General features: G+C 64.8%; 13 protein-coding genes. 3 read left to right on the top strand and 10 right to left on the bottom strand.

Going from position 1 to position 18,129, the window contains the following annotated elements; genetic code table 11:
* Nucleotides 1-11 precede the first annotated feature (11 nt).
* The 6 genes from aauR to KSS94_RS05795 all read right to left on the bottom strand — a co-directional run bounded on the left by aauR (nt 12) and on the right by KSS94_RS05795 (nt 6,512).
* Complete coding sequence (gene aauR, locus KSS94_RS05770; RefSeq protein WP_217842075.1) at nt 12-1,340, bottom strand: two-component response regulator AauR; 1,329 nt, start codon at nt 1,338-1,340, stop codon at nt 12-14.
* Nucleotides 1,337-3,235, bottom strand: coding sequence for a two-component sensor histidine kinase AauS (gene aauS, locus KSS94_RS05775; protein ID WP_217842076.1), 1,899 nt, complete (start codon nt 3,233-3,235; stop codon nt 1,337-1,339). The genes aauR and aauS overlap by 4 nt, the downstream gene beginning before the upstream one ends.
* 61 nt (nt 3,236-3,296) lie before the next feature.
* Nucleotides 3,297-4,031, bottom strand: a complete 735-nt coding sequence (locus KSS94_RS05780) for an amino acid ABC transporter ATP-binding protein (protein ID WP_217842077.1) — start codon at nt 4,029-4,031, stop codon at nt 3,297-3,299.
* Nucleotides 4,028-4,699 (bottom strand): amino acid ABC transporter permease, encoded by a 672-nt coding sequence (locus KSS94_RS05785; protein ID WP_217842078.1) that lies wholly within the window; start codon nt 4,697-4,699, stop codon nt 4,028-4,030. The genes KSS94_RS05780 and KSS94_RS05785 overlap by 4 nt, the downstream gene beginning before the upstream one ends.
* Nucleotides 4,700-5,446 carry an amino acid ABC transporter permease gene (locus tag KSS94_RS05790; protein ID WP_217842079.1) on the bottom strand — a complete coding sequence of 249 codons (747 nt, stop codon included), beginning with the start codon at nt 5,444-5,446 and terminating at the stop codon, nt 4,700-4,702.
* Nucleotides 5,447-5,594: 148 nt separating this feature from the next.
* Nucleotides 5,595-6,512 carry a glutamate/aspartate ABC transporter substrate-binding protein gene (locus KSS94_RS05795; RefSeq protein WP_217842080.1) on the bottom strand — a complete coding sequence of 306 codons (918 nt, stop codon included), beginning with the start codon at nt 6,510-6,512 and terminating at the stop codon, nt 5,595-5,597.
* 321 nt (nt 6,513-6,833) lie between these two features.
* Here KSS94_RS05795 and KSS94_RS05800 point away from each other — a divergent pair, with 321 nt between their 5' ends.
* The gene (locus KSS94_RS05800; protein WP_217842081.1) at nt 6,834-11,159 is read left to right on the top strand and encodes an NEL-type E3 ubiquitin ligase domain-containing protein; all 4,326 of its coding nucleotides are present in this window, start codon (nt 6,834-6,836) and stop codon (nt 11,157-11,159) included.
* A 64-nt stretch (nt 11,160-11,223) separates the two neighbouring features.
* Here KSS94_RS05800 and glpD read toward each other — a convergent pair whose 3' ends face one another.
* The 4 genes from glpD to KSS94_RS05820 all read right to left on the bottom strand — a co-directional run bounded on the left by glpD (nt 11,224) and on the right by KSS94_RS05820 (nt 16,318).
* On the bottom strand, nt 11,224-12,756 hold the full coding sequence (gene glpD / locus KSS94_RS05805; protein ID WP_217842082.1) for a glycerol-3-phosphate dehydrogenase: 1,533 nt from the start codon (nt 12,754-12,756) through the stop codon (nt 11,224-11,226).
* 244 nt (nt 12,757-13,000) lie between these two features.
* Nucleotides 13,001-13,756: a DeoR/GlpR family transcriptional regulator gene (gene glpR / locus KSS94_RS05810; protein WP_217842083.1), complete on the bottom strand. Its 756-nt coding sequence runs from the start codon at nt 13,754-13,756 to the stop codon at nt 13,001-13,003.
* Nucleotides 13,757-13,900: 144 nt separating this feature from the next.
* Nucleotides 13,901-15,400 carry a glycerol kinase GlpK gene (gene glpK, locus KSS94_RS05815; RefSeq protein WP_217842084.1) on the bottom strand — a complete coding sequence of 500 codons (1,500 nt, stop codon included), beginning with the start codon at nt 15,398-15,400 and terminating at the stop codon, nt 13,901-13,903.
* A gap of 66 nt (nt 15,401-15,466) precedes the next feature.
* The gene (locus tag KSS94_RS05820) at nt 15,467-16,318 is read right to left on the bottom strand and encodes an MIP/aquaporin family protein (protein ID WP_217842085.1); all 852 of its coding nucleotides are present in this window, start codon (nt 16,316-16,318) and stop codon (nt 15,467-15,469) included.
* Between the two features lie 305 nt (nt 16,319-16,623).
* Between KSS94_RS05820 and ybaK the strand changes: the two genes are divergently transcribed.
* Together ybaK and KSS94_RS05830 are read left to right on the top strand one after the other, a co-directional pair.
* Complete coding sequence (gene ybaK / locus KSS94_RS05825) at nt 16,624-17,094, top strand: Cys-tRNA(Pro) deacylase (RefSeq protein ID WP_217842086.1); 471 nt, start codon at nt 16,624-16,626, stop codon at nt 17,092-17,094.
* 144 nt (nt 17,095-17,238) lie between these two features.
* Nucleotides 17,239-18,024 (top strand): PhzF family phenazine biosynthesis protein, encoded by a 786-nt coding sequence (locus KSS94_RS05830; protein ID WP_217842087.1) that lies wholly within the window; start codon nt 17,239-17,241, stop codon nt 18,022-18,024.
* Nucleotides 18,025-18,129: the final 105 nt, after the last annotated feature.

Below are 18,129 nucleotides of genomic sequence, written 5' to 3' on the forward strand. Positions count from 1 at the left end.
TTGGGGGCGGGTCAGCCGAGGCCGTATTTCTTGACTTTGTCGAACAAGGTGGTCTTGGCCATGCCCAGCTCCTGGCTGGCCTGGCTGAGGTTGCCGCCGGTGCGTTGCAGGGCGTCGCCGAGCAGGTTGCGTTCGAAGGCTTCCACCGCCTCGGCAAAGCCCAGGCCCTGGCTGGCTCCGCCGCTGGGGCCCTTCTTGAATGCCGGCAGGCCCAGGGCGTAGCGCTCGGCGACGTTGCGCAGCTCGCGCACGTTGCCGGGCCAGTCGTGGGCCAGCAGGCGCGACAGGGTCTGGCTGTCGAGCTCGGGTGTTTCGCGGTCGAAGCGCAGCGCCGACTGCTGCAAGAAATGCTCGAACAGCTGGCGCACGTCTTCGCGGCGCTCGCGCAGCGGCGGCAACTCCAGGGTGACCACGTTCAGCCGGTAGTACAGGTCGCTGCGAAACTGCCCGCTCTGGCCCAGTGCATCGAGGTCGGACTTGGTGGCGGCGATCACTCGGCAGTCCACCGGGATGCTCTGGTTAGACCCCAGGCGCTCCAGGGTGCGCTCCTGCAGCACGCGCAGCAGCTTGATCTGCAGGTTGATCGGCATGCTCTCGACCTCGTCGAGGAACAGCGTGCCGCCGTTGGCGTGTTCGATCTTGCCGATGCGGCGCTTGCCGGCGCCGGTGAAGGCATTGGCCTCGTGGCCGAATATTTCGCTCTCGAACAGGTTCTCTGGCAGGCCGCCGCAGTTCAGTGCCACGAACGGCCGGCCCTGGCGCCGGCTGAAGTCGTGCAGGCAGCGGGCGACCAGCTCCTTGCCGGTGCCGGTTTCGCCTTCGATCAGCACGTTGGCCGAGGTGTCGGCGACGTTGGCGATCAGCTCGCGCAACTGCTCCATGGCCGGTGAGCGGCCGATGATGCGGCTTTGCAGGTTGCTTTGCCCGGCCAGCTGGCGGCGCAGGGCCACCACCTCGCGGGACAGCCCGCGCTGCTCCAGCGCGCGGCGCACCACATCCACCAGGCGCTCCGGTGAAAAGGGCTTTTCCATGAAGTCGTAGGCGCCATTGCGCATGGCCCCCACTGCCATGTCGATGTCGCCGTGGCCGGTGATCAACACCACCGGCAGGCTGCGGTCGCGGGCCTTGAGGCGGTTGAGAAGCTCCAGGCCGTCGATGCCGGGCAGGCGGATGTCACTGACGACGATGCCGGCAAAATCATCGCCGATACGCTCGAGGGCCTGCTCGGCGGTGCCGACGCCCTCGCAGGCGATGTCTTCCAGGGCCAGCGCCTGCTGGCAGCCGAGCAGCACATGCGGGTCGTCTTCGACGATCAGGACGGTAAGGGGCGCTTGGGTCATGGGTGCTCTGCCGTTTCGCTGGGGGGAGTGGCCAGGGGCAGGGCGAGGACGAACGCGGTACCGCCACCGGCGGGGTGTTCGACGCTCAGAGTGCCCCTGGCGGCGGTGGCCAGGCTGGCCGACAAGGTCAGGCCCAGGCCCAGGCCGTGCTCGCCCGGTTTGGTGGTGAAGAAGGGTTCGAACAGGTGCTTGCGCGCCTCGGGGTCGATGCCGTGGCCGTTGTCGCGCACCCGCAGGCGGTACCTGTCGCCCTGTACCTCGCCTTCGAGCCACAGCTGCGGCTGTGGCTGGCTGGCCATGGCGTCGAGGGCGTTGCCGATCAGGTTGACCAGGATCTGCTCCAGGCGGGTCTGGTCGATGGCCAGTTGCTGGTCGTCGAACTGGCGGTGCAGGTGGCAGGCGCCGATACGCTGGTTGAGCACCTGCAGGGTGGCATCGACGGCCTTGTCCAGCGAGGCCTGGCCGCTGTCGTCGCCGCGTCTGGCGAACGAGCGCAGGCTGGCGGTGATGCGGCCCATGCGGTCGATCAGCTCGTTCATGGTGCGCAGGTTGGTGCTGGCGGTGTCCAGCGCGCCGCGCTCGAGAAAACGTACGGTATTGCCCGACAGCGTACGCAGCGCCGCCAGTGGCTGGTTGAGTTCGTGGGCGATGCTGGTGGACATCTGCCCGATGGCGGCCAGCTTGCCAGCCTGTACCAGCTCGTCCTGGGCGTGGCGCAGGGTCTGTTCGGCATGGCGGCGTTCGCGAATCTGCCCCTTGAGGCGTTCGTTGCTGGCGCGCAGGTCGGTGGTGCGCTCGGTGATGCGCCGCTCCAGCTGGCTGTTGGCTTCTTCCAGCGCCTCGCGGGCGGCCAGGCGGGTGGCGATCACTTTGCGCCGCTCGTTCCAGGCAATGCCGAGGATCGCCAGCAGGGCAAAGGCCACGCCCACCAGGATGCCCTGCACCATGGACTCGCGGCGCAGGTCCTGCAGCGGGGTCAGCAGGGTGAAGTGCCAGGGGGTGTCGACCAGGCGCCGGGTCTGGGCCAGGTAGGCCACTTCGCGCTGCTTGCCCTTGTCGGTCTCGCTGTTGGCCGGGAAGGTCAGCTTCTCGACGCCATCGGCCAGGGTCTCGCGGGCCAGGGGTTGCAGCTCGTTGAGCGGCCACCAGTAGTACTGCAGGCTGCGCGCCAGGCGCTCCTTGATTTGCGGGGTCAGCGGGCGTACCGACTTGAGCCGCCGCGCCGGGTCGCTGGACAGGATGATGATGCCGTTTTCGTCGCTGACGAAGGCTTCCAGGCGGGCGCGCTGCCAGCGCTCTTCCAGCGTGTCCAGGCGCACCTTGATCACCGCCACACCGATGATCTTGCCGTGTTCTTCAAGCCCGTGGGCCAGGTAGTAGCCGGCTTCACCGGTGGTGCTGCCGATGCCGTAGAAGCGCCCAGGCTCGCCGCGCACGGCGTCCTGGAAGTAGGCACGAAAAGCCAGGTCTTCCCCCAGGAACGAGTCGGCGTCGCGCCAGTTGCTGGTGGCCTGCACCCGGCCATTGGTGTCGAGGACGAAGATAGCCCGGCTGCGGCTGCGCCGGTTCAAGCCTTCGAGGTATTCGTTGACGGCCTGGCGGTTGCCGCCGTCGGGGTCGGTGAGCAACAGTGACACGCTGTCTTCCAGCTCGAGCAGGCTGGGCAGGTAGGTGTACTTGCTGATTTCGCTCTCGACCGTGCGCGCGTGCAGTTCGAGGGCGCGCTCGCCGTTCTCGCTCAGGGTGCGAATGCCGTTGTTCTCGCTGATCATGAAGCCGGCAAAACCCAGCCCGACCATCAGCAGGATGACCAGCGGCGGTAGCAGCAATTGGCGGATCAGGCGGGATTTCACGGCGGGCTGGGCAGGGCGAAGGAGCGAAGGGTCGCATTTCATCACAGTGGCCTTGTCACGACCAGCATCCGCTGCCCGGGCGGGCAGCGGAACCGGGCCCTACTTAGTGTTGCAGGATCTTGCTGAGGAAGTGCTGGGTGCGTTCGTGGCGGCCTTCGGGGTTGCCGAAGAAGTCTTCCTTCTGGCAGTCCTCGATGATGTTGCCCTTGTCCATGAAGATCACCCGGTTGGCGACCTTGCGGGCAAAGCCCATCTCGTGGGTCACGCACATCATGGTCATGCCTTCGTGGGCCAGCTCGACCATCACGTCCAGTACTTCGTTGACCATTTCAGGGTCCAGCGCCGAGGTGGGTTCGTCGAACAGCATGACGATCGGGTCCATCGACAGCGCGCGGGCGATGGCCACGCGCTGTTGCTGGCCGCCGGACAACTGGCCGGGGTGCTTTTTGGCGTGGGCACCAAGGCCGACGCGGTCGAGCAGGGCCAGGCCCTTCTTGGTGGCTTCGGCTTCACTGCGGCCGAGCACCTTGCGCTGGGCGATGGTGAGGTTTTCGGTGATGGTCAGGTGCGGGAACAGCTCGAAGTGCTGGAACACCATGCCCACCCGCGAACGCAGCTTGGGCAGGTTGGTCTTGGGGTCGGCGATGGAGGTGCCGTCGACCACGATGTCGCCCTTCTGGAACGGCTCCAGCGCGTTGACGCACTTGATCAGGGTGGACTTGCCCGAACCGGACGGCCCGCACACCACCACCACTTCACCCTTCTTGACCTCGGTGCTGCAGTCGGTCAGCACCTGGAAGTCCCCGTACCACTTGTTGACGTTCTTGATGGAAATCATACGGTGATCCTTTTTTGCAGGCGCTTGACCAGCCACGAAGCGGAGAAGCTGATGATGAAGTAGACGACACCGGCGAAGATCAGGAACTCATGGGAGCGCCCGATGATGTCGCCGTTGGCACGCGAGGAGTTGAGGAAGTCGACCAGGCCCACGGTGTACACCAGCGAGGTGTCCTGGAACAGGATGATGCTCTGCTGCAGCAGCAGCGGGGTCATCTTGCGAAACGCCTGGGGCAGGATGATCAGGCGCATGACCTGGCCGTAGGTCATGCCTAGGGCCTGGGCGGCGCCCATCTGGCCCTTGGAGATCGACTGCACACCGGCACGCACGATTTCGCAGAAGTACGCCGCCTCGAACATCATGAACGCCACCACGCACGAGGTGAACGCACCGACCGGGGTGTCTTCGCCGGTGATCCAGCGCAGCACGAACGGCACCGCCAGGTAGAACCAGGTGATCACCAGCAGCAGCGGGATGGAGCGGAAGTAGTTGACGTAGGCACCGGCGATATTGGCCAGCAGCTTGCTCGACGACAGGCGCATCAGGGCCAGCACGGTGCCCAGGGCGATACCGCCGACCACGCCCATCACCATCAGTTGCAGGGTCAGCAGCATGCCTTCCCACAGCGCCGGCAGGGCCGGGATGATTTCGCTGAAATCCATGTCCATTTACTTGCCCCCCACGGAAATCAGGCCAGGCACGGCGACTTTCTTCTCGACCATGCGCATCAGCAGCATCAGGCCCATGTTCAGGGTGAAGTAGATCAGCGTGGCCAGGGTGAATGCCTCGAACAGGTTGGCGGAGAACTCGGCCGTCTGTTTGGTCTGTGCCAGCAGCTCCATCAGGCCGATCAACGAGGCTACCGAGGAGTTCTTGAACACGTTGAGAAATTCGGAGGTAAGCGGCGGGATGATGATCCGGTAGGCTTGTGGCAGCAGCACGTTGCTGTAGATCTGCGACAGGCTGAAACCCATGGCACGGGCAGCGGCTTCCTGGCCGCGCGGCAGCGCCTGGATACCGGTACGCACCTGTTCGCACACCCGGGCAGCGGTAAACAGGCCCAGGCAGATGACCACGCTGATCAGTGCCGAGGTGGTCGGGTTGAGGTCTTGCTTGAACCACTCCTGCAGGCCTTCGGGCAGCAGGTCGGGGACCAGGAAGTACCAGATGAACAGCTGCACCAGCAGCGGCACGTTGCGGAACAGCTCTACGTAGGCGGTGGCGATCCCTGACACCAGACGGTTGGGCACGGTGCGCATGACGCCGAGGACCGACCCCAGCAGCAGCGCGATGATCCAGGCAGAGATGGCGATGGCGATGGTCCAGCCCAGACCGGTGATGTACCAGTCCAGATAGGTCTCGCTGCCCACGCCGGTGGACTTGAAGAACACGCCCCAGTCCCAGTTGTAATTCATCGGGATTTCCCCTCAGACGGTTGTTTCACGGGCACCTTCGAGCTTCCAAGGGCGCTGGGCGCCCTCGGAAGAAGGGTAGACACTTAATCAGTGGCCTGTCGGAACGATTCGCGCAGTTGAGCGCCAGGCCACTATCTGCAGCTGAGGATCAGGACTGCTTGTCGTCGGCGGCCTTGTCGGTCGGCTCGGCGATCAGTTTTTTCAGCTCGTCGCTCATCTTGAACTGCAGGTTCAGGCCTTTCGGTGGGATCGGCTGCTGGAACCACTTGTCGTAGCTCTTGTTGACCTCACCCGACTTGAAGTAGGCGACGATGGCTTCGTCCACCGCTTTCTTGAACGCTGCGTCTTCCTTGCGCACCATGCAGCCGTAGATTTCGTACGACTGCGGGGTGCCGGTGATGACCCAGTCAGACGGCTTGCGCGCCTTGGCCATTTCACCGGCCAGCAGGGCGTCGTCCATCATGAAGGCCACGGCGCGGCCGCTTTCGAGCATGTTGAAGGCTTCGCCGTGGTCTTTTGCCGAGATCACGTTCATCTTCATCTGCTTGTCGGCGTTCATCGCCTTGAGGATACGCTCGGAGGTGGTGCCTGCGGTGGTCACCACGTTCTTGCCGGCCAGGTCCGGGAAGTCTTTATAGGATGGCTGGCCATCCTTGACCTTGGTCAGCAGGCGGGTGCCGACTTCGAAGATACCCACGGTGAAACCGACCTGCTGCTGGCGCTCTACGTTGTTGGTGGTAGAGCCGCACTCCAGGTCGACGGTGCCGTTCTGCACCAGCGGGATGCGGGTTTGCGAGGTGACCAGGTTGTACTTGACCTTGATGTCGGTGCCCAGTTGCTTCTTGAGCGCTTCGACGACGGCCAGCTGGATGTCGTGGGAGTAGCCTACCGGTTCCGGCTTGCCGGCCAGGTAGGAGAACGGGATGGAGGAGTCGCGGTGGCCCAGGGTGATGGTGCCCGAGTCCTTGATCTTCTTGAGCGTGCCGGTCAGCTCTTCAGCCATGACGGGCGACGAGATGACTGCAGCCGCGATGGCGGCGCCCAGCAATTGACGAACGATGCGCATCAAATTTTCCTCGACGTGTTTGTTTTTTTTATGGAGCCGTTGGCGGACTCTTTCGTTCAACGAATACAGCATCAAGCGTGGTGCATTCGGCTCCCAAGTGTAGAGCATGAGTCGTGCCAAGCTCTGACAGTGATCATAACGGCGCGAAAATACTAGGGATTAATGTTTTTTGACGATTTTGCGCGTGGCTTTGCCGTGCGGGTTTCCGAATGAATGACTGATTGTCGTTCGGGAAACCGAATGAATGGCAGGCAGATCTATGTAGCGCAGGCAGGGCGGCCTTAAATGCTCTGCTGGGGTTTTGCGGCAGGAGCCCCAGCCATGACCGATATTGCCATCCCTTACGACTCGATCGATGCTTTCATTGCCAGCCGCTTGCCGAGTTGGCTGAGCCAGGCCGACGAGGCACAGTTGACCACCTTGAATCGGGCGCTGCGTGAGCAGCAGGCCTGCGCGGAAAAACTCATTCCATTGTTTCAAGCTGTCCCGTCCCTTGAGGCCTTTGCCGCGCCGCTGCTGCAAAAGGCCCTGGAGGATGCAGGCCTGGGCAGGCTCGACGTGCGCCGTTGCAAGGTGCATGTCAGCCTGGATGCGGAGTTGCCCAGCGCTTCTACCCACCTGAAAGCGCCCCGACGCACCTTCCAGTCGACCCAGAGCCTGCTGGCTTGCGCGCTGCACAACTTCCACGAGAGCGAAACGCGGCCTTCGATCTTTCGTCGCACCTACCTGAGCGATGAGAACGGCAGGCCGTTGGCCCTTGGCTTCGAGGCGTTCGCCGGGCTATGCCGCAAACTCGACCTGGGCGGCAGTTATCAATTCCTGCTCAAACTGAAGTTCGAGCCGACGGCGAGTAGCAGCCCTGGCGCCCATGAGCTCGAACAGCAGATCGAGGGGAACCTGCGCGCCCAGTTGGAAGTTGCAGTGCGCATGGCCAGGATCAGGCGGCAGATCGACGAACAAACCTACTACCAGCTGGTGGCCATTTTCGCTGCGCGAGCGGTGGTGCCATCGACCCCGCAGCAGGTGGTCGCCCGGCAGCTTTACCTGTTGGGCACAAAGGTGCGAGGGGTCGTGGCCCTGGAAGTGCGCGATGCTCCAGACCAGCCGGTGACCGGCGTGATTGCCTGGATACCGGGTGACGAGCAGCAGCCTGTCAGCCGCCATGCCTCCTGGGCGGCGCTTTACCAGTCAATGGCAGGGCGCTTACTGCAGCCGGCGTTCAGGGCGTTTTTCGGGCGCTTCATCAGCGAGCGCGATCGGCCGAAATTCTTCGGCACGCTGAAGGCGCTCCAGCGGGTTGCTGCGCCGGGGAGTGCGGTCGAACTGGACGGGCGCAATCTGGCCATCGACGGCAAGCTGTTCGCCCATTTGCGTGCCCTGCAGTTGGAGAAGCTGCTGGACGATGCGCGAGTGCTGGCGGTACCGACCGGGGATGAGGACGAGGCTGATCGGCATGAGCGGCTGGAGGGCATGATCGCGGCGGGCTTCGACCTGCTGGCCCTGGCGGGAGCGTTCGTGCCTGTGCTGGGGCAAGTGATGCTGGCGGTGACTGCGGTGCAAGTCGCCGAGCAGGTCTATGAGGGCTACGAAGACTGGGCGATCGGGGACCGGGAGGGCGCGTTGGACCACCTGTTCGGTGTAGCCCAGAGCCTGGCAGTGGGGGTGGTGGTGGGCAAGGCCGGGTCTGTGGCACTGGGCCTCACCCGCCGTTTGCCGTTCATCGATGGGCTGGCGCCTTTGCGCACCGACAGTGGCCAGGCCCGGCTGGCCAGCGGCGCGCTGGACAGCTATCGGCTGCAGGGCAGGGAGCTTGCCGTTGGCCAGCAGGTGCGCACGGGGGATGCCTGGCGTCTGCGTTTGCATGACGGTGCCTATCAGGTGAGCCAGGATCCGGCCAGTGAGCAGTGGTCTATCGAGCATCCGCAGCGCCCCAGGGCCTATGCGCCCAAGCTTGAGCACAACGGCAGTGGCGGTTGGCACCATGAGCTGGAGCGGCCTCAGCAATGGCAGGGTTGCGGCTCGCTGCTGCGCCGACTGGACCGGCAACTGGCCGCCCTCTCGGACCAGGCCGCCGACGAGCTGGTCGAGCAGACCGGCTTCGACGAGGCGCGTTTGCGCCAGTTGCACCTGGAAAACGCCCAGCCCCCTGCACGCCTGCTCGATGCCTACGAACGCCGGGGGCATCACCTGCAGTACCCGGCCCTGCGTGGCGCGGCCTTCGAAGGTTACCTGGCCGAGCGGGAGCGTGTACCGGGCCGGGCTGCCAGCCTGCTGCGCAGGGACTTCCCTGGCCTGACGGTGCGCGCTGCCGAGGAGATCGTCAGCCAGGCCAATACGGCGCAGGTCGATGGCATGCTGGACAATGAGCGGGTTCCGCTGGCCCTGGCCGAGCGGGCTCGCTGGCATTTGCGTGACAGTCGCCTGGACCGCGCCTGTGCCGGCTTGCGCCTGCCCCAGGCAGTAAATGCGGATTGCGAGCGCCTGGCCCTGGGCTTGGTCGAGCGCCTGGCGCCCTGGCCTGCGACCGTACGTATCGAATTGCGCGAGGGGCAGGCTGATGGCGTGTTGTTGGCTTCCCAGGGCGACGGCAAGGCCGGCAGCGTGCGCTGCATCGTCAAGCTGAGGGCCGGATATGCGCTGCAGGATGGCCCCGGCGCAGCACAGGCCACTTCCCGTGACAGCCTGGTACGGGCGTTATGGTTGAGCCTGGACGATGGGCAGAAGACCCTGCTGGGGCTGGCGGGTGAAGATGACCAGGCGCTAGCTGCCCGGCTGGGGCGCGCTGCCAGCGCTGATCGCGAACAAGCTGCCGGCTTGATCGGCATGGCACCGCTCGGGCGCGGTGTTCGGCCGCCGCGACGGCTGGCTGACGGGCGTGTCGGCTATCCGCTCAGTGGCCGGGGCGAGAGCAGCCGTCAGGCGATTCGGCAGGGCATTCATCAGATTTTCCCTACCCTCACTCACTTGCAGATGGAGGCCTACGTGCTGGACCTGCTCAGCCGGCGAGTCGATCTGTGGGAGCACTACAGCCTGCTGCGGCGACATTTGAATGAGTTGCGTGAGCAACTGCGTGCCTGGCGCGATCTGGCGCCAAACCCGCTGGAGATGCTCAGGCGGCAGCGGGTGGCCGATACGATCAGGCGCAGTTGGCGGCGCAAGCTGGTTGACCTGGCCGGTGACCCGGTTCTGGTCATTGAAGGTGAACGGGTGGGGCGCTTGCCGGTACTGCCCCCTGGCGTCGATTTCTCTCATGTACGGCGCCTGGTGTTGAGGGACATGGGGTTGGCAGCGGTCGATGCGGATTTTCTCGGGCGCTTTCCCAACCTAGTCGAACTGGACTTGCGCCAGAATGCGCTGGAGGCGATTCCCGCCGGGGTGGAGCAGCTCACGCAATTGCGCCAGCTGCACCTGGCGCGTAACCAGATCACGCTGAACACGGCGGGCAATGACCGTCTGGCGGCATTGTCCAGGCTCAATACCCTGGACCTGAGCCACAACCCGCTGGGGCAGGCGCCTGACCTTGCAGGGTTGCGCCATTTGCGCCGGGTGCTGCTGCGGGCGACCGGGCTGGAGGCGCTGCCGACGCCGGCGCGCCGGTTGTCCTGGCGCGGGCTTGCAGACCTGCGTGACAACAGCATCCGCCAGTTGCGCATGGACCTGAGTGCCTTGCGTCAGCGCCTGGGCCGGCTGAGCCTGCATGACAACCCGCTGGATGAGGCCGACGAAGCCCTGCTGGACCAGGCCAGTGGTGCGCGCGGGTCCCGGGGTGCACATGCTGCGACCGATAGTGCCTTGCGTGACCTGTGGCTGGGGCATGAACGGGGTGAGGTCCGTAATCAGCGCCTGGCGATGTGGGATGCGCTGCAGGCCGAGCCCGACTCGGCCGATCTGTTTCGTTTCCTGAATGACTTCGCCCAGATCGATGATTTCGACGAGTATCCGGAGTACTACCGCGACAGGGTCTGGCACATCCTTGAGGCGTGCCATGCCCATGAACCGCTGCGCTTGCGCCTGTTCAGCGAAGCCAGCGGCCCGCGTACCTGTGAGGACCGCCTGCTGCTGACCCTAAGCCAGTTCGAGCTGGCGGTACTGGCCGAACAGGCCGTGTACGAGGGACCGCAGGCCCAGGTGGAAGGGCGGCTTGTGCAACTGGGGCGCAGTTTGTTGCGGCTCGATGAGCTGGATCGCTTCGCTGCCCGGCATGTGCAAACCTTGCATGAGCGGGATATCGCCCTGATCGATGAAATCGAGGTGCGGCTGTTCTTGCGCATCAGGCTGGCGGCGGCGTTACGCCTGCCTGCGCAGCCGTCAGCCATGCATTACGAAAGTTTTGCCAAGCTCACCACCAGTGACATCAGGCGTGCACAGGCGCAGGTGCTGGCCACGGAGACCCGCGAACGGGTGATCGAGTCGTTGGCGCAACGGCCGTTCTGGGAGCGGTACGTGCGTGAGCACTATCATGAGCGATTCGAGGCGCTGGCCGAACCCTTCCACCAGCGCCTCGAAGTGATCGAGGCGGCGGTTGGGGAAACCGGTGAGCAGCTATACCTGGAGCAGAGCAATGCATTGATGGTCGAGCTTGCGCATGCCGAGCGGGCGCTCATTCGTACCCTGGCGCAGGAGGCCTATGAGCGCTCGAACCCTTGAGCTCAAGCGCCCCTGTAGGAGCAGGCTTGCCTGCGATGCGGCCCGAGCAGGCCCGCGCGCTGCCTTAAGCCGCGCGAACGCGCCCGCGGGTCTGCTCGGCGTTTGCCAGGTAATCGGCGAGTACCTGCTGCTCGGCGGCGCTGGTGAACAGGCCGAGCTTGGTACGGCGCCAGAGGATGTCATCGGCGCTGACTGCCCACTCCTGACTGCACAGGTAGTCCACTTCCCGGGTAAACAGGCCGCCACCAATGGCCTGGCCCAGGTCTTGCGGCCCTTGTACGCCATCCAGCAACTGCCACACGCGGCTACCGTAGGTGACCGCCCAGCGCTTGGCGATATCCACCGGCAGCCAGCCGTGGCTGGCCAGCACGGCGTCGACCAGGGCCTGCACGCTGCTCATGCTTTCGCCGCCAGGCAGCGGTGCGTCTGCGGTCCAGCTGCCGCGCATCTGGGTGAAGAACGGCTTGAGTTCGGCCATGGCCGATTCGGCCAGCTTGCGGTAGGTGGTGAGCTTGCCGCCGAACACCGACAGCAGCGGCGCCTCGCCTGCGCCGGCAGACAGCGCCAGGGTGTAGTCGCGGGTCACCGCCGAGGGGTTGTCCGACTCGTCGTTGCACAGTGGGCGTACACCGGAGTAGGTGTGCAGGATGTCGGCGCGGTCCAGCTGGTGGTTGAAGTGCTCGTTGACCACCTTGAGCAGGTAGTCGGTCTCCTGCGCGGTGATCGCCACCTGGGCCGGGTCGCCGCTGTATTCGCGGTCGGTAGTACCGATCAGGGTGAAGCGGTCCAGGTAGGGGATGCAGAACACGATGCGCTGGTCTTCGTTCTGCAGAATGTAGGCGTGCTCGCCTTCGTACAGGCGCGGCACGATCAGGTGGCTGCCCTGGATCAGGCGGATGCCATAAGGTGCGTCGAGCTTGAGGTCGTCCTTGATGAAGCTGGCCACCCACGGGCCGGCTGCGTTGACCAGGGCGCGGGCGCGGATGGTCTGCAGGCTGCCGTCGGCGTGCTGCAGTTCGACCTGCCACAGGCCATCGACACGCTCGGCACGCAGGCAGCGGGTACGGGTGTGGATGTGCGCGCCCTTTTCACGGGCGGCCATGGCGTTGGTCACTACCAGGCGGGCGTCGTCCACGGCGCAGTCGGCGTATTCGAAGCCGCGGGTAATGGCCGGCTTGAGCGGGTAGCCCGGGCCGAAGCGCAGGCTGCGCGAGGCGCCCAGGCGCTTGCGTTTGCCCAGGTGGTCGTACAGGAACAGGCCGGCGCGGATCATCCAGGCCGGGCGCAGGTGCGGGCGGTGCGGCAGCACGAAGCGCATTGGCTTGACGATGTGCGGGGCCTTGGCCAGCAGCACTTCGCGTTCGGCCAGGGCTTCGCGCACCAGGCGGAATTCGTAGTGCTCCAGGTAGCGCAGGCCGCCGTGGATCAGCTTGCTGCTGGCCGACGAGGTGTGCCGGGCCAGGTCGTCCTTTTCGCACAGGAACACGCTCAGGCCACGCCCGGCGGCATCGGCGGCGATACCCACGCCATTGATGCCGCCGCCGATCACGGCGAGGTCATAACAGTCGAGCGGTTGTGGCGAAACGGGCTGGGACACGGCAAGGCCTCCTGGGGCTGCTCATAGCGAATATGAACATTGATGTTCGTTTTCGAAAATACTAGCGCAATGAACAGGTGGTCGCCAGTCAGTCTTCATAGAAAAAACTGATCAGATGACAATCAAATGAACATAAACGAACAAGTAGCCTGCTGGAGCCTGCTTGCCGGCGATAGCGTCCGTACCGGTAGACGCTATTGCAGGGCCGGCTCTATCGCCGGCAAGCCGGCTCCTACAGGGGGGCTCAAACCACCTCGAGGCGGATCTTGTGCTGGTTGAGCTGTTGGGTGAGGGCGGGGGTGGGGGGCTGGTCGGTCACCAGGCAGTCGATCAGGCTGATCGAGCCCAGGCGAACCATGGCATTGCGCCCGAACTTGCTGGAGTCGGCGGCGAGGATCACCTGTCGGGCATTGGCGATGATCGCCTGGGAAACCCGTACTTCTTGATAGTCGAAGTCCAGCAGGCTGCCGTCCTCGTCGATGCCGCTGATGCCCACTACAGCAAAGTCGACCTTGAACTGGCTGATGAAGTCGACGCTGGCCTGGCCGACCACGCCGCCGTCGCGGCGTACCGTACCGCCGGCCACCAGCACCTCGAAATCATCCTTGGCGCCAAGGATGGCCGCCACGTGCAGGTTGTTGGTGATGATCTTCAGGTGGTTGTGGTTGAGCAGCGCGCGGGCGATGGATTCGGTGGTGGTGCCGATGTTGATGAACAGCGAGGCATGGTCGGGGATCTGCCGGGCCACGGCTTCGGCGATGCGCTGCTTTTCGTCGCGCATCTGGTCGGCACGCATGGCGTAGGCGGTGTTCTCGATGCTCGAGTCATAAGCTGCGCCACCGTGGTAGCGGCGCAGCAGGTTCACTTCGGCGAGCTGGTTGATATCGCGGCGGATGGTCTGGGGGGTGACGACGAACAGCTGCGCCATTTCCTCGATGCTGACGTAGCCGCGTTCGCGCACCAGCTCGAGGATTTGTTGTTGGCGTGGGGGCAGATTCATGGGCGGTCCTTGGGGGCTGCCGGACAAATGCTGCAATGATGCCGTAGGACGTTGTGTAGGACCAGCGTGGTTTTTTGCGCAAACGTTCAGCCTGGCATCGCGGGGCAAGCCCGCTCCCACGGGTGCCCTGCGCTGCGGGTGATATCAGGCGTCGTGGTCTTCCCAGTCGCGGGTACGGTCCACGGCCTTGCGCCAGCCTTTGTACAGCTTTTCTTTCGAGGCTTCATCCAGTTGCGGGCTGAACTCGCGCTCGATGATCGCCTTGTCGCGCAGCTCGTCCAGGCCGCTCCAGAAGCCGCAGGCAAGGCCGGCCAGGTAGGCGGCGCCCAGGGCGGTGGTTTCGCGCATTTTCGGGCGCTCGACGCAGGTGCCGAGGATGTCGGCCTGGAACTGCATGAGGAAGTTGTTGGCCACCGCGCCGCCATCCACACGCAGCTCGCTCAGGCGCTGGCCGCAGTCCTGCTGCATGGCGTCGAGCACGTCGCGGGTCTGGTAGGCGATCGACTCGAGCGCCGCGCGGATGATGTGGTCGACCTTGACCCCGCGGGTCAGGCCGAACAGCGCGCCACGGGCATACGGGTCCCAGTAGGGGGCGCCCAGGCCGGTGAAGGCGGGCACCAGGTACACGCCGTTGCTGTCCTTGACCTTGCTGGCGAAGTACTCGGTGTCGTGGGCGTCGTTGACGATCTTCAGCTCGTCACGCAGCCACTGCACGGTGGAGCCGCCGTTGAACACCGCGCCTTCCAGCGCGTAGGCCACTTCGCCGCGCGGGCCGCAGGCGATGGTGGTGAGCAGGCCGTGGGACGATTTGACCGCCTGGCTGCCGGTGTTCATCAGCAGGAAGCAGCCGGTGCCGTAGGTGTTCTTGGCCTGGCCGGCCTCCACGCACATCTGGCCGAACAGCGCCGATTGCTGGTCGCCGGCGATACCGGCGATGGCGATGCCGCTTTTGGTGTGGCCGTAGACCTCGGACGATGGGCGTACTTCGGGCAGCATCTGCCGTGGGATGCCGAGGATTTCCAGCAGCTTATCGTCCCACTGCAGGCTGTGGATGTTGAACATCAGGGTGCGCGAGGCGTTGGTGTAGTCGGTGACGTGCACCTTGCCGCCGGAGAATTTCCAGATCAGCCAGCTGTCGACGGTGCCGAACAGCAGCTCGCCGCGCTCGGCACGCTCGCGGGCGCCTTCGACATTGTCGAGGATCCACTTGAGCTTGGTGCCGGAGAAGTACGGGTCGGTGACCAGGCCGGTGGTTTCGCGGATGTAGTCTGCGTGGCCGTCACGCTTGAGCTGGGCGCAGATCTCGGTGCTGCGACGGCACTGCCAGACGATGGCGTTGTACACCGGGCGGCCGGTTTGCTTGTCCCACACCACGGTGGTTTCACGCTGGTTGGTGATACCGATGGCGGCCACCTGGGCGTGGCTGATACCCGCCTGGGCCAGGGCCTCGACCATGGTTGCGCTTTGCGTGGCGAAGATTTCCATCGGGTCGTGCTCGACCCAGCCCGCTTGCGGGTAGTGCTGGGCGAACTCGCGCTGCGAGGTGCCGACCACGTTGGCGTCGCGGTCGAAGATGATGGCCCGCGAACTGGTGGTGCCCTGGTCCAGGGCGATGATGTAGTTCTTGTCCAGGGTGTCTGTCATGTCGATGGCCTTGCACGAAATGGGAGTAGGTCAGGGCGTGGCGGGCGTTGTCGCCCGGCGCTGGCGTCAGGAAACCTGGGTGTCGCCCTGCGGAGTATCGTCTGCTTGTGCGGCTGCGGCCTGCGCACTTGGCAGGTTGCGGGCAATCAGCCCGCGGTACAGGGCCGCGCCCAGGCTGGCGCCGAGGATCGGGGCGAACACCGGCACCAGGAAATACGGAATGTCGCGCCCGCCAGTAAAGGCCACTTCGCCCCAGCCGGCCAGGAAGGTCATCAGCTTGGGCCCGAAATCCCGCGCCGGGTTCATCGCAAAACCGGTCAGCGGGCCCATGGCGCTGCCGATCACTGCAATCAGCAGGCCGATCAGCAGCGGCGCGGTGGCGCCCCGGGGCAGGCCATTGTTGTCGTCGGTCAGGGCCATGATCACGGCCATCAGGATGGCGGTGATCACCACCTCGACCAGGAACGCCTGGCCGGTGGACAGCGCCGGGTGCGGGTAGGTGGAGAACACCGAGGCCAGCTCCAGGCTGGCCTGGCTGCCGCGCAGCATGCCGTGGGCCTGTTCGAAATCGAAGAACAGGTTGCTGTACAGCGTGTATACGAGCGCGGCGCCGCAGAACGCGCCGCATACCTGGGCGAGGATGTAGAAGGGCAGTTTGCGCTTGTCGAAGCCGGCGAACAGGGTGAGGGCGATGCTCACTGCCGGGTTCAGGTGCGCGCCGGAAACACCGGCGGTGAGGTAGATGGCCATGCTCACGCCCACCCCCCAGATGATGCTGATTTCCCAAAGGCCGAAGCTGGCGCCTGCGACCTTGAGCGCGGCGACGCAGCCGGTGCCGAAGAAGATGAGCAGCGCGGTGCCGATGAACTCGGCCATGCATTGGGCGGACAGCGTGGGCTGGCGTAGAGCAGTCGTCATGGATTGACCTCGGTTCTTGTTGTTGTGAGGCGCTGGGCGCTCGACAGCAATTAGCCCAGCGCCAATCCCCATTGACGTCGGGCGGGTAACATCAGGTGCACCTAATAAGTGCACCGCTTATTCAGAAACGAAAAAATATAGACAAGAAACGCTGATGTCAAAGGTCGAAAATGAACGTTCAGCCACATTCTGACCGCTGCGGCGCCCCGTGAATCCATAGCCGCTGCTCTAGCCCGGGGGCGTGCTGGATGGCGCCGGGCATTTGCCCTAAAGTAGCGCCGACCTGTGATCGACTGGAGCCGTTGATGACCCCCGCCCTGGACCTGCTGAAGAAGGCGCGTGCCGAACACCGCGTGCACAGCTACGAACATGACCCGAAAACGGCCTCTTACGGCCTGGAGGCGGCAGAAAAGCTCGGCCTTGACCCGCAGCGGGTGTTCAAGACATTGCTGGCCAGCAGCGAGAAGGGCGAGTTGCTGGTGGCGGTGGTGCCGGTGGTGGGTACCCTCGACCTCAAGGCGCTGGCCCATGCCGCAGGCGTAAAGAAGTGCGAGATGGCCGACCCCCAGGCGGCCCAGCGCTCTACCGGTTACCTGGTGGGCGGCATCAGCCCGTTGGGGCAGAAGAAGCGCCTGCGCACGTTCATCGACCAGTCTGCGCAACAGCATGAAACCATTCATGTGAGCGCCGGTCGGCGTGGGCTGGAGGTCGAACTGGCAGCAGTGGTGCTGGCCGAGCACACCCAGGGGCAGTTTGCTGGGATTGGCCGCGGCTGAGCCTGCTGGTTGGTCTGGCAAGGCCGCTCAGAGGGCGCAACACCCTGATCTGTATGGTCACAAATATCCTCACTCTGTCACTGTTCGCCCGCCGCGCCTTGCCCCATGCTCGGCCCTCGATAACCAGGACAGAAGGACCGTGTCATGCAGTTGCACTTTCATCAGGTCGACGCCTTCAGTGACCGCCCGTTCGCCGGCAACCCCGCCATGGTCTACCTGCTCGAACAGTGGCTCGATGAAGCGCTGATGCAGCGCATCGCCGCCGAGCACAACCTGGCCGAGACCGCATTCGTGGTGGCCAGGGGCGAAGCCTACGAGATCCGCTGGTTCACCCCCACCACCGAAGTGCCGCTGTGCGGCCATGCCACCCTGGCCAGTGCCTATGTACTGTTCGAGGTGTACGGCGAGCAGAAGCCGCGCCTGGACTTTCACAGCCAGTCCGGCCCCTTGAGTGTAAGCCGTGAAGGTGATCGCCTGCTGCTGGACTTCCCGCGCATCGACCCGCAACCGGTGGACCAGCCGCTACCGGTGGCCGAGGCGCTCGGTTGCGAGGTGCTCGAGGTGCGCCACAGCAAGGGCAAGGAGCTGTTTGTGGTATTGCCGTCGGAGCAGGCCGTGCGCGACTGCACGCCGGACATGGCTGCGGTGGCCAACCTGCCAGGGCTTGGGGTGATTGTCACCGCGCGCGGTGACCAGCATGATTTCGTCTCGCGCTACTTCGCCCCGGCCATCGGTATCCCGGAGGACCCGGTGACCGGCTCTACCCACTGCCTGCTCATTCCGTACTGGGCCGAGCGCCTGGACAAGACCGAACTGCGTGCAGCCCAGCGCTCGGCGCGTGGCGGCGAGCTGTTCTGCCGGTTGGAGGGTGAGCGAGTGAAGATTGGCGGGCATGCCACGCGGGTGGCCAGCGGTACGCTGACGCTCTGACCGTTTGCCGTGACTCCTGTAGCCGGCTTGCCGGCGATGAGGCCGGCGGCTCTGGTTCCAGTGCCGGCCCTATCGCCGGCAAGCCGGCTCCTACAGGGAGCGATG

Source organism: Pseudomonas fakonensis, from assembly GCF_019139895.1.
Lineage (GTDB): Bacteria > Pseudomonadota > Gammaproteobacteria > Pseudomonadales > Pseudomonadaceae > Aquipseudomonas > Aquipseudomonas fakonensis.

What these genes read in the sequence shown, in the direction of transcription:
- aauR (WP_217842075.1), bottom strand. Translation starts at nt 1,340, where the DNA reads ATGACCCAAGCGCCCCTTACCGTCCTGATCGTCGAAGACGACCCGCAT.
- aauS (WP_217842076.1), bottom strand. Translation starts at nt 3,235, where the DNA reads ATGAAATGCGACCCTTCGCTCCTTCGCCCTGCCCAGCCCGCCGTGAAA.
- KSS94_RS05780 (WP_217842077.1), bottom strand. Translation starts at nt 4,031, where the DNA reads ATGATTTCCATCAAGAACGTCAACAAGTGGTACGGGGACTTCCAGGTG.
- KSS94_RS05785 (WP_217842078.1), bottom strand. Translation starts at nt 4,699, where the DNA reads ATGGACATGGATTTCAGCGAAATCATCCCGGCCCTGCCGGCGCTGTGG.
- KSS94_RS05790 (WP_217842079.1), bottom strand. Translation starts at nt 5,446, where the DNA reads ATGAATTACAACTGGGACTGGGGCGTGTTCTTCAAGTCCACCGGCGTG.
- KSS94_RS05795 (WP_217842080.1), bottom strand. Translation starts at nt 6,512, where the DNA reads ATGCGCATCGTTCGTCAATTGCTGGGCGCCGCCATCGCGGCTGCAGTC.
- KSS94_RS05800 (WP_217842081.1), top strand. Translation starts at nt 6,834, where the DNA reads ATGACCGATATTGCCATCCCTTACGACTCGATCGATGCTTTCATTGCC.
- glpR (WP_217842083.1), bottom strand. Translation starts at nt 13,756, where the DNA reads ATGAATCTGCCCCCACGCCAACAACAAATCCTCGAGCTGGTGCGCGAA.
- glpK (WP_217842084.1), bottom strand. Translation starts at nt 15,400, where the DNA reads ATGACAGACACCCTGGACAAGAACTACATCATCGCCCTGGACCAGGGC.
- KSS94_RS05820 (WP_217842085.1), bottom strand. Translation starts at nt 16,318, where the DNA reads ATGACGACTGCTCTACGCCAGCCCACGCTGTCCGCCCAATGCATGGCC.
- ybaK (WP_217842086.1), top strand. Translation starts at nt 16,624, where the DNA reads ATGACCCCCGCCCTGGACCTGCTGAAGAAGGCGCGTGCCGAACACCGC.
- KSS94_RS05830 (WP_217842087.1), top strand. Translation starts at nt 17,239, where the DNA reads ATGCAGTTGCACTTTCATCAGGTCGACGCCTTCAGTGACCGCCCGTTC.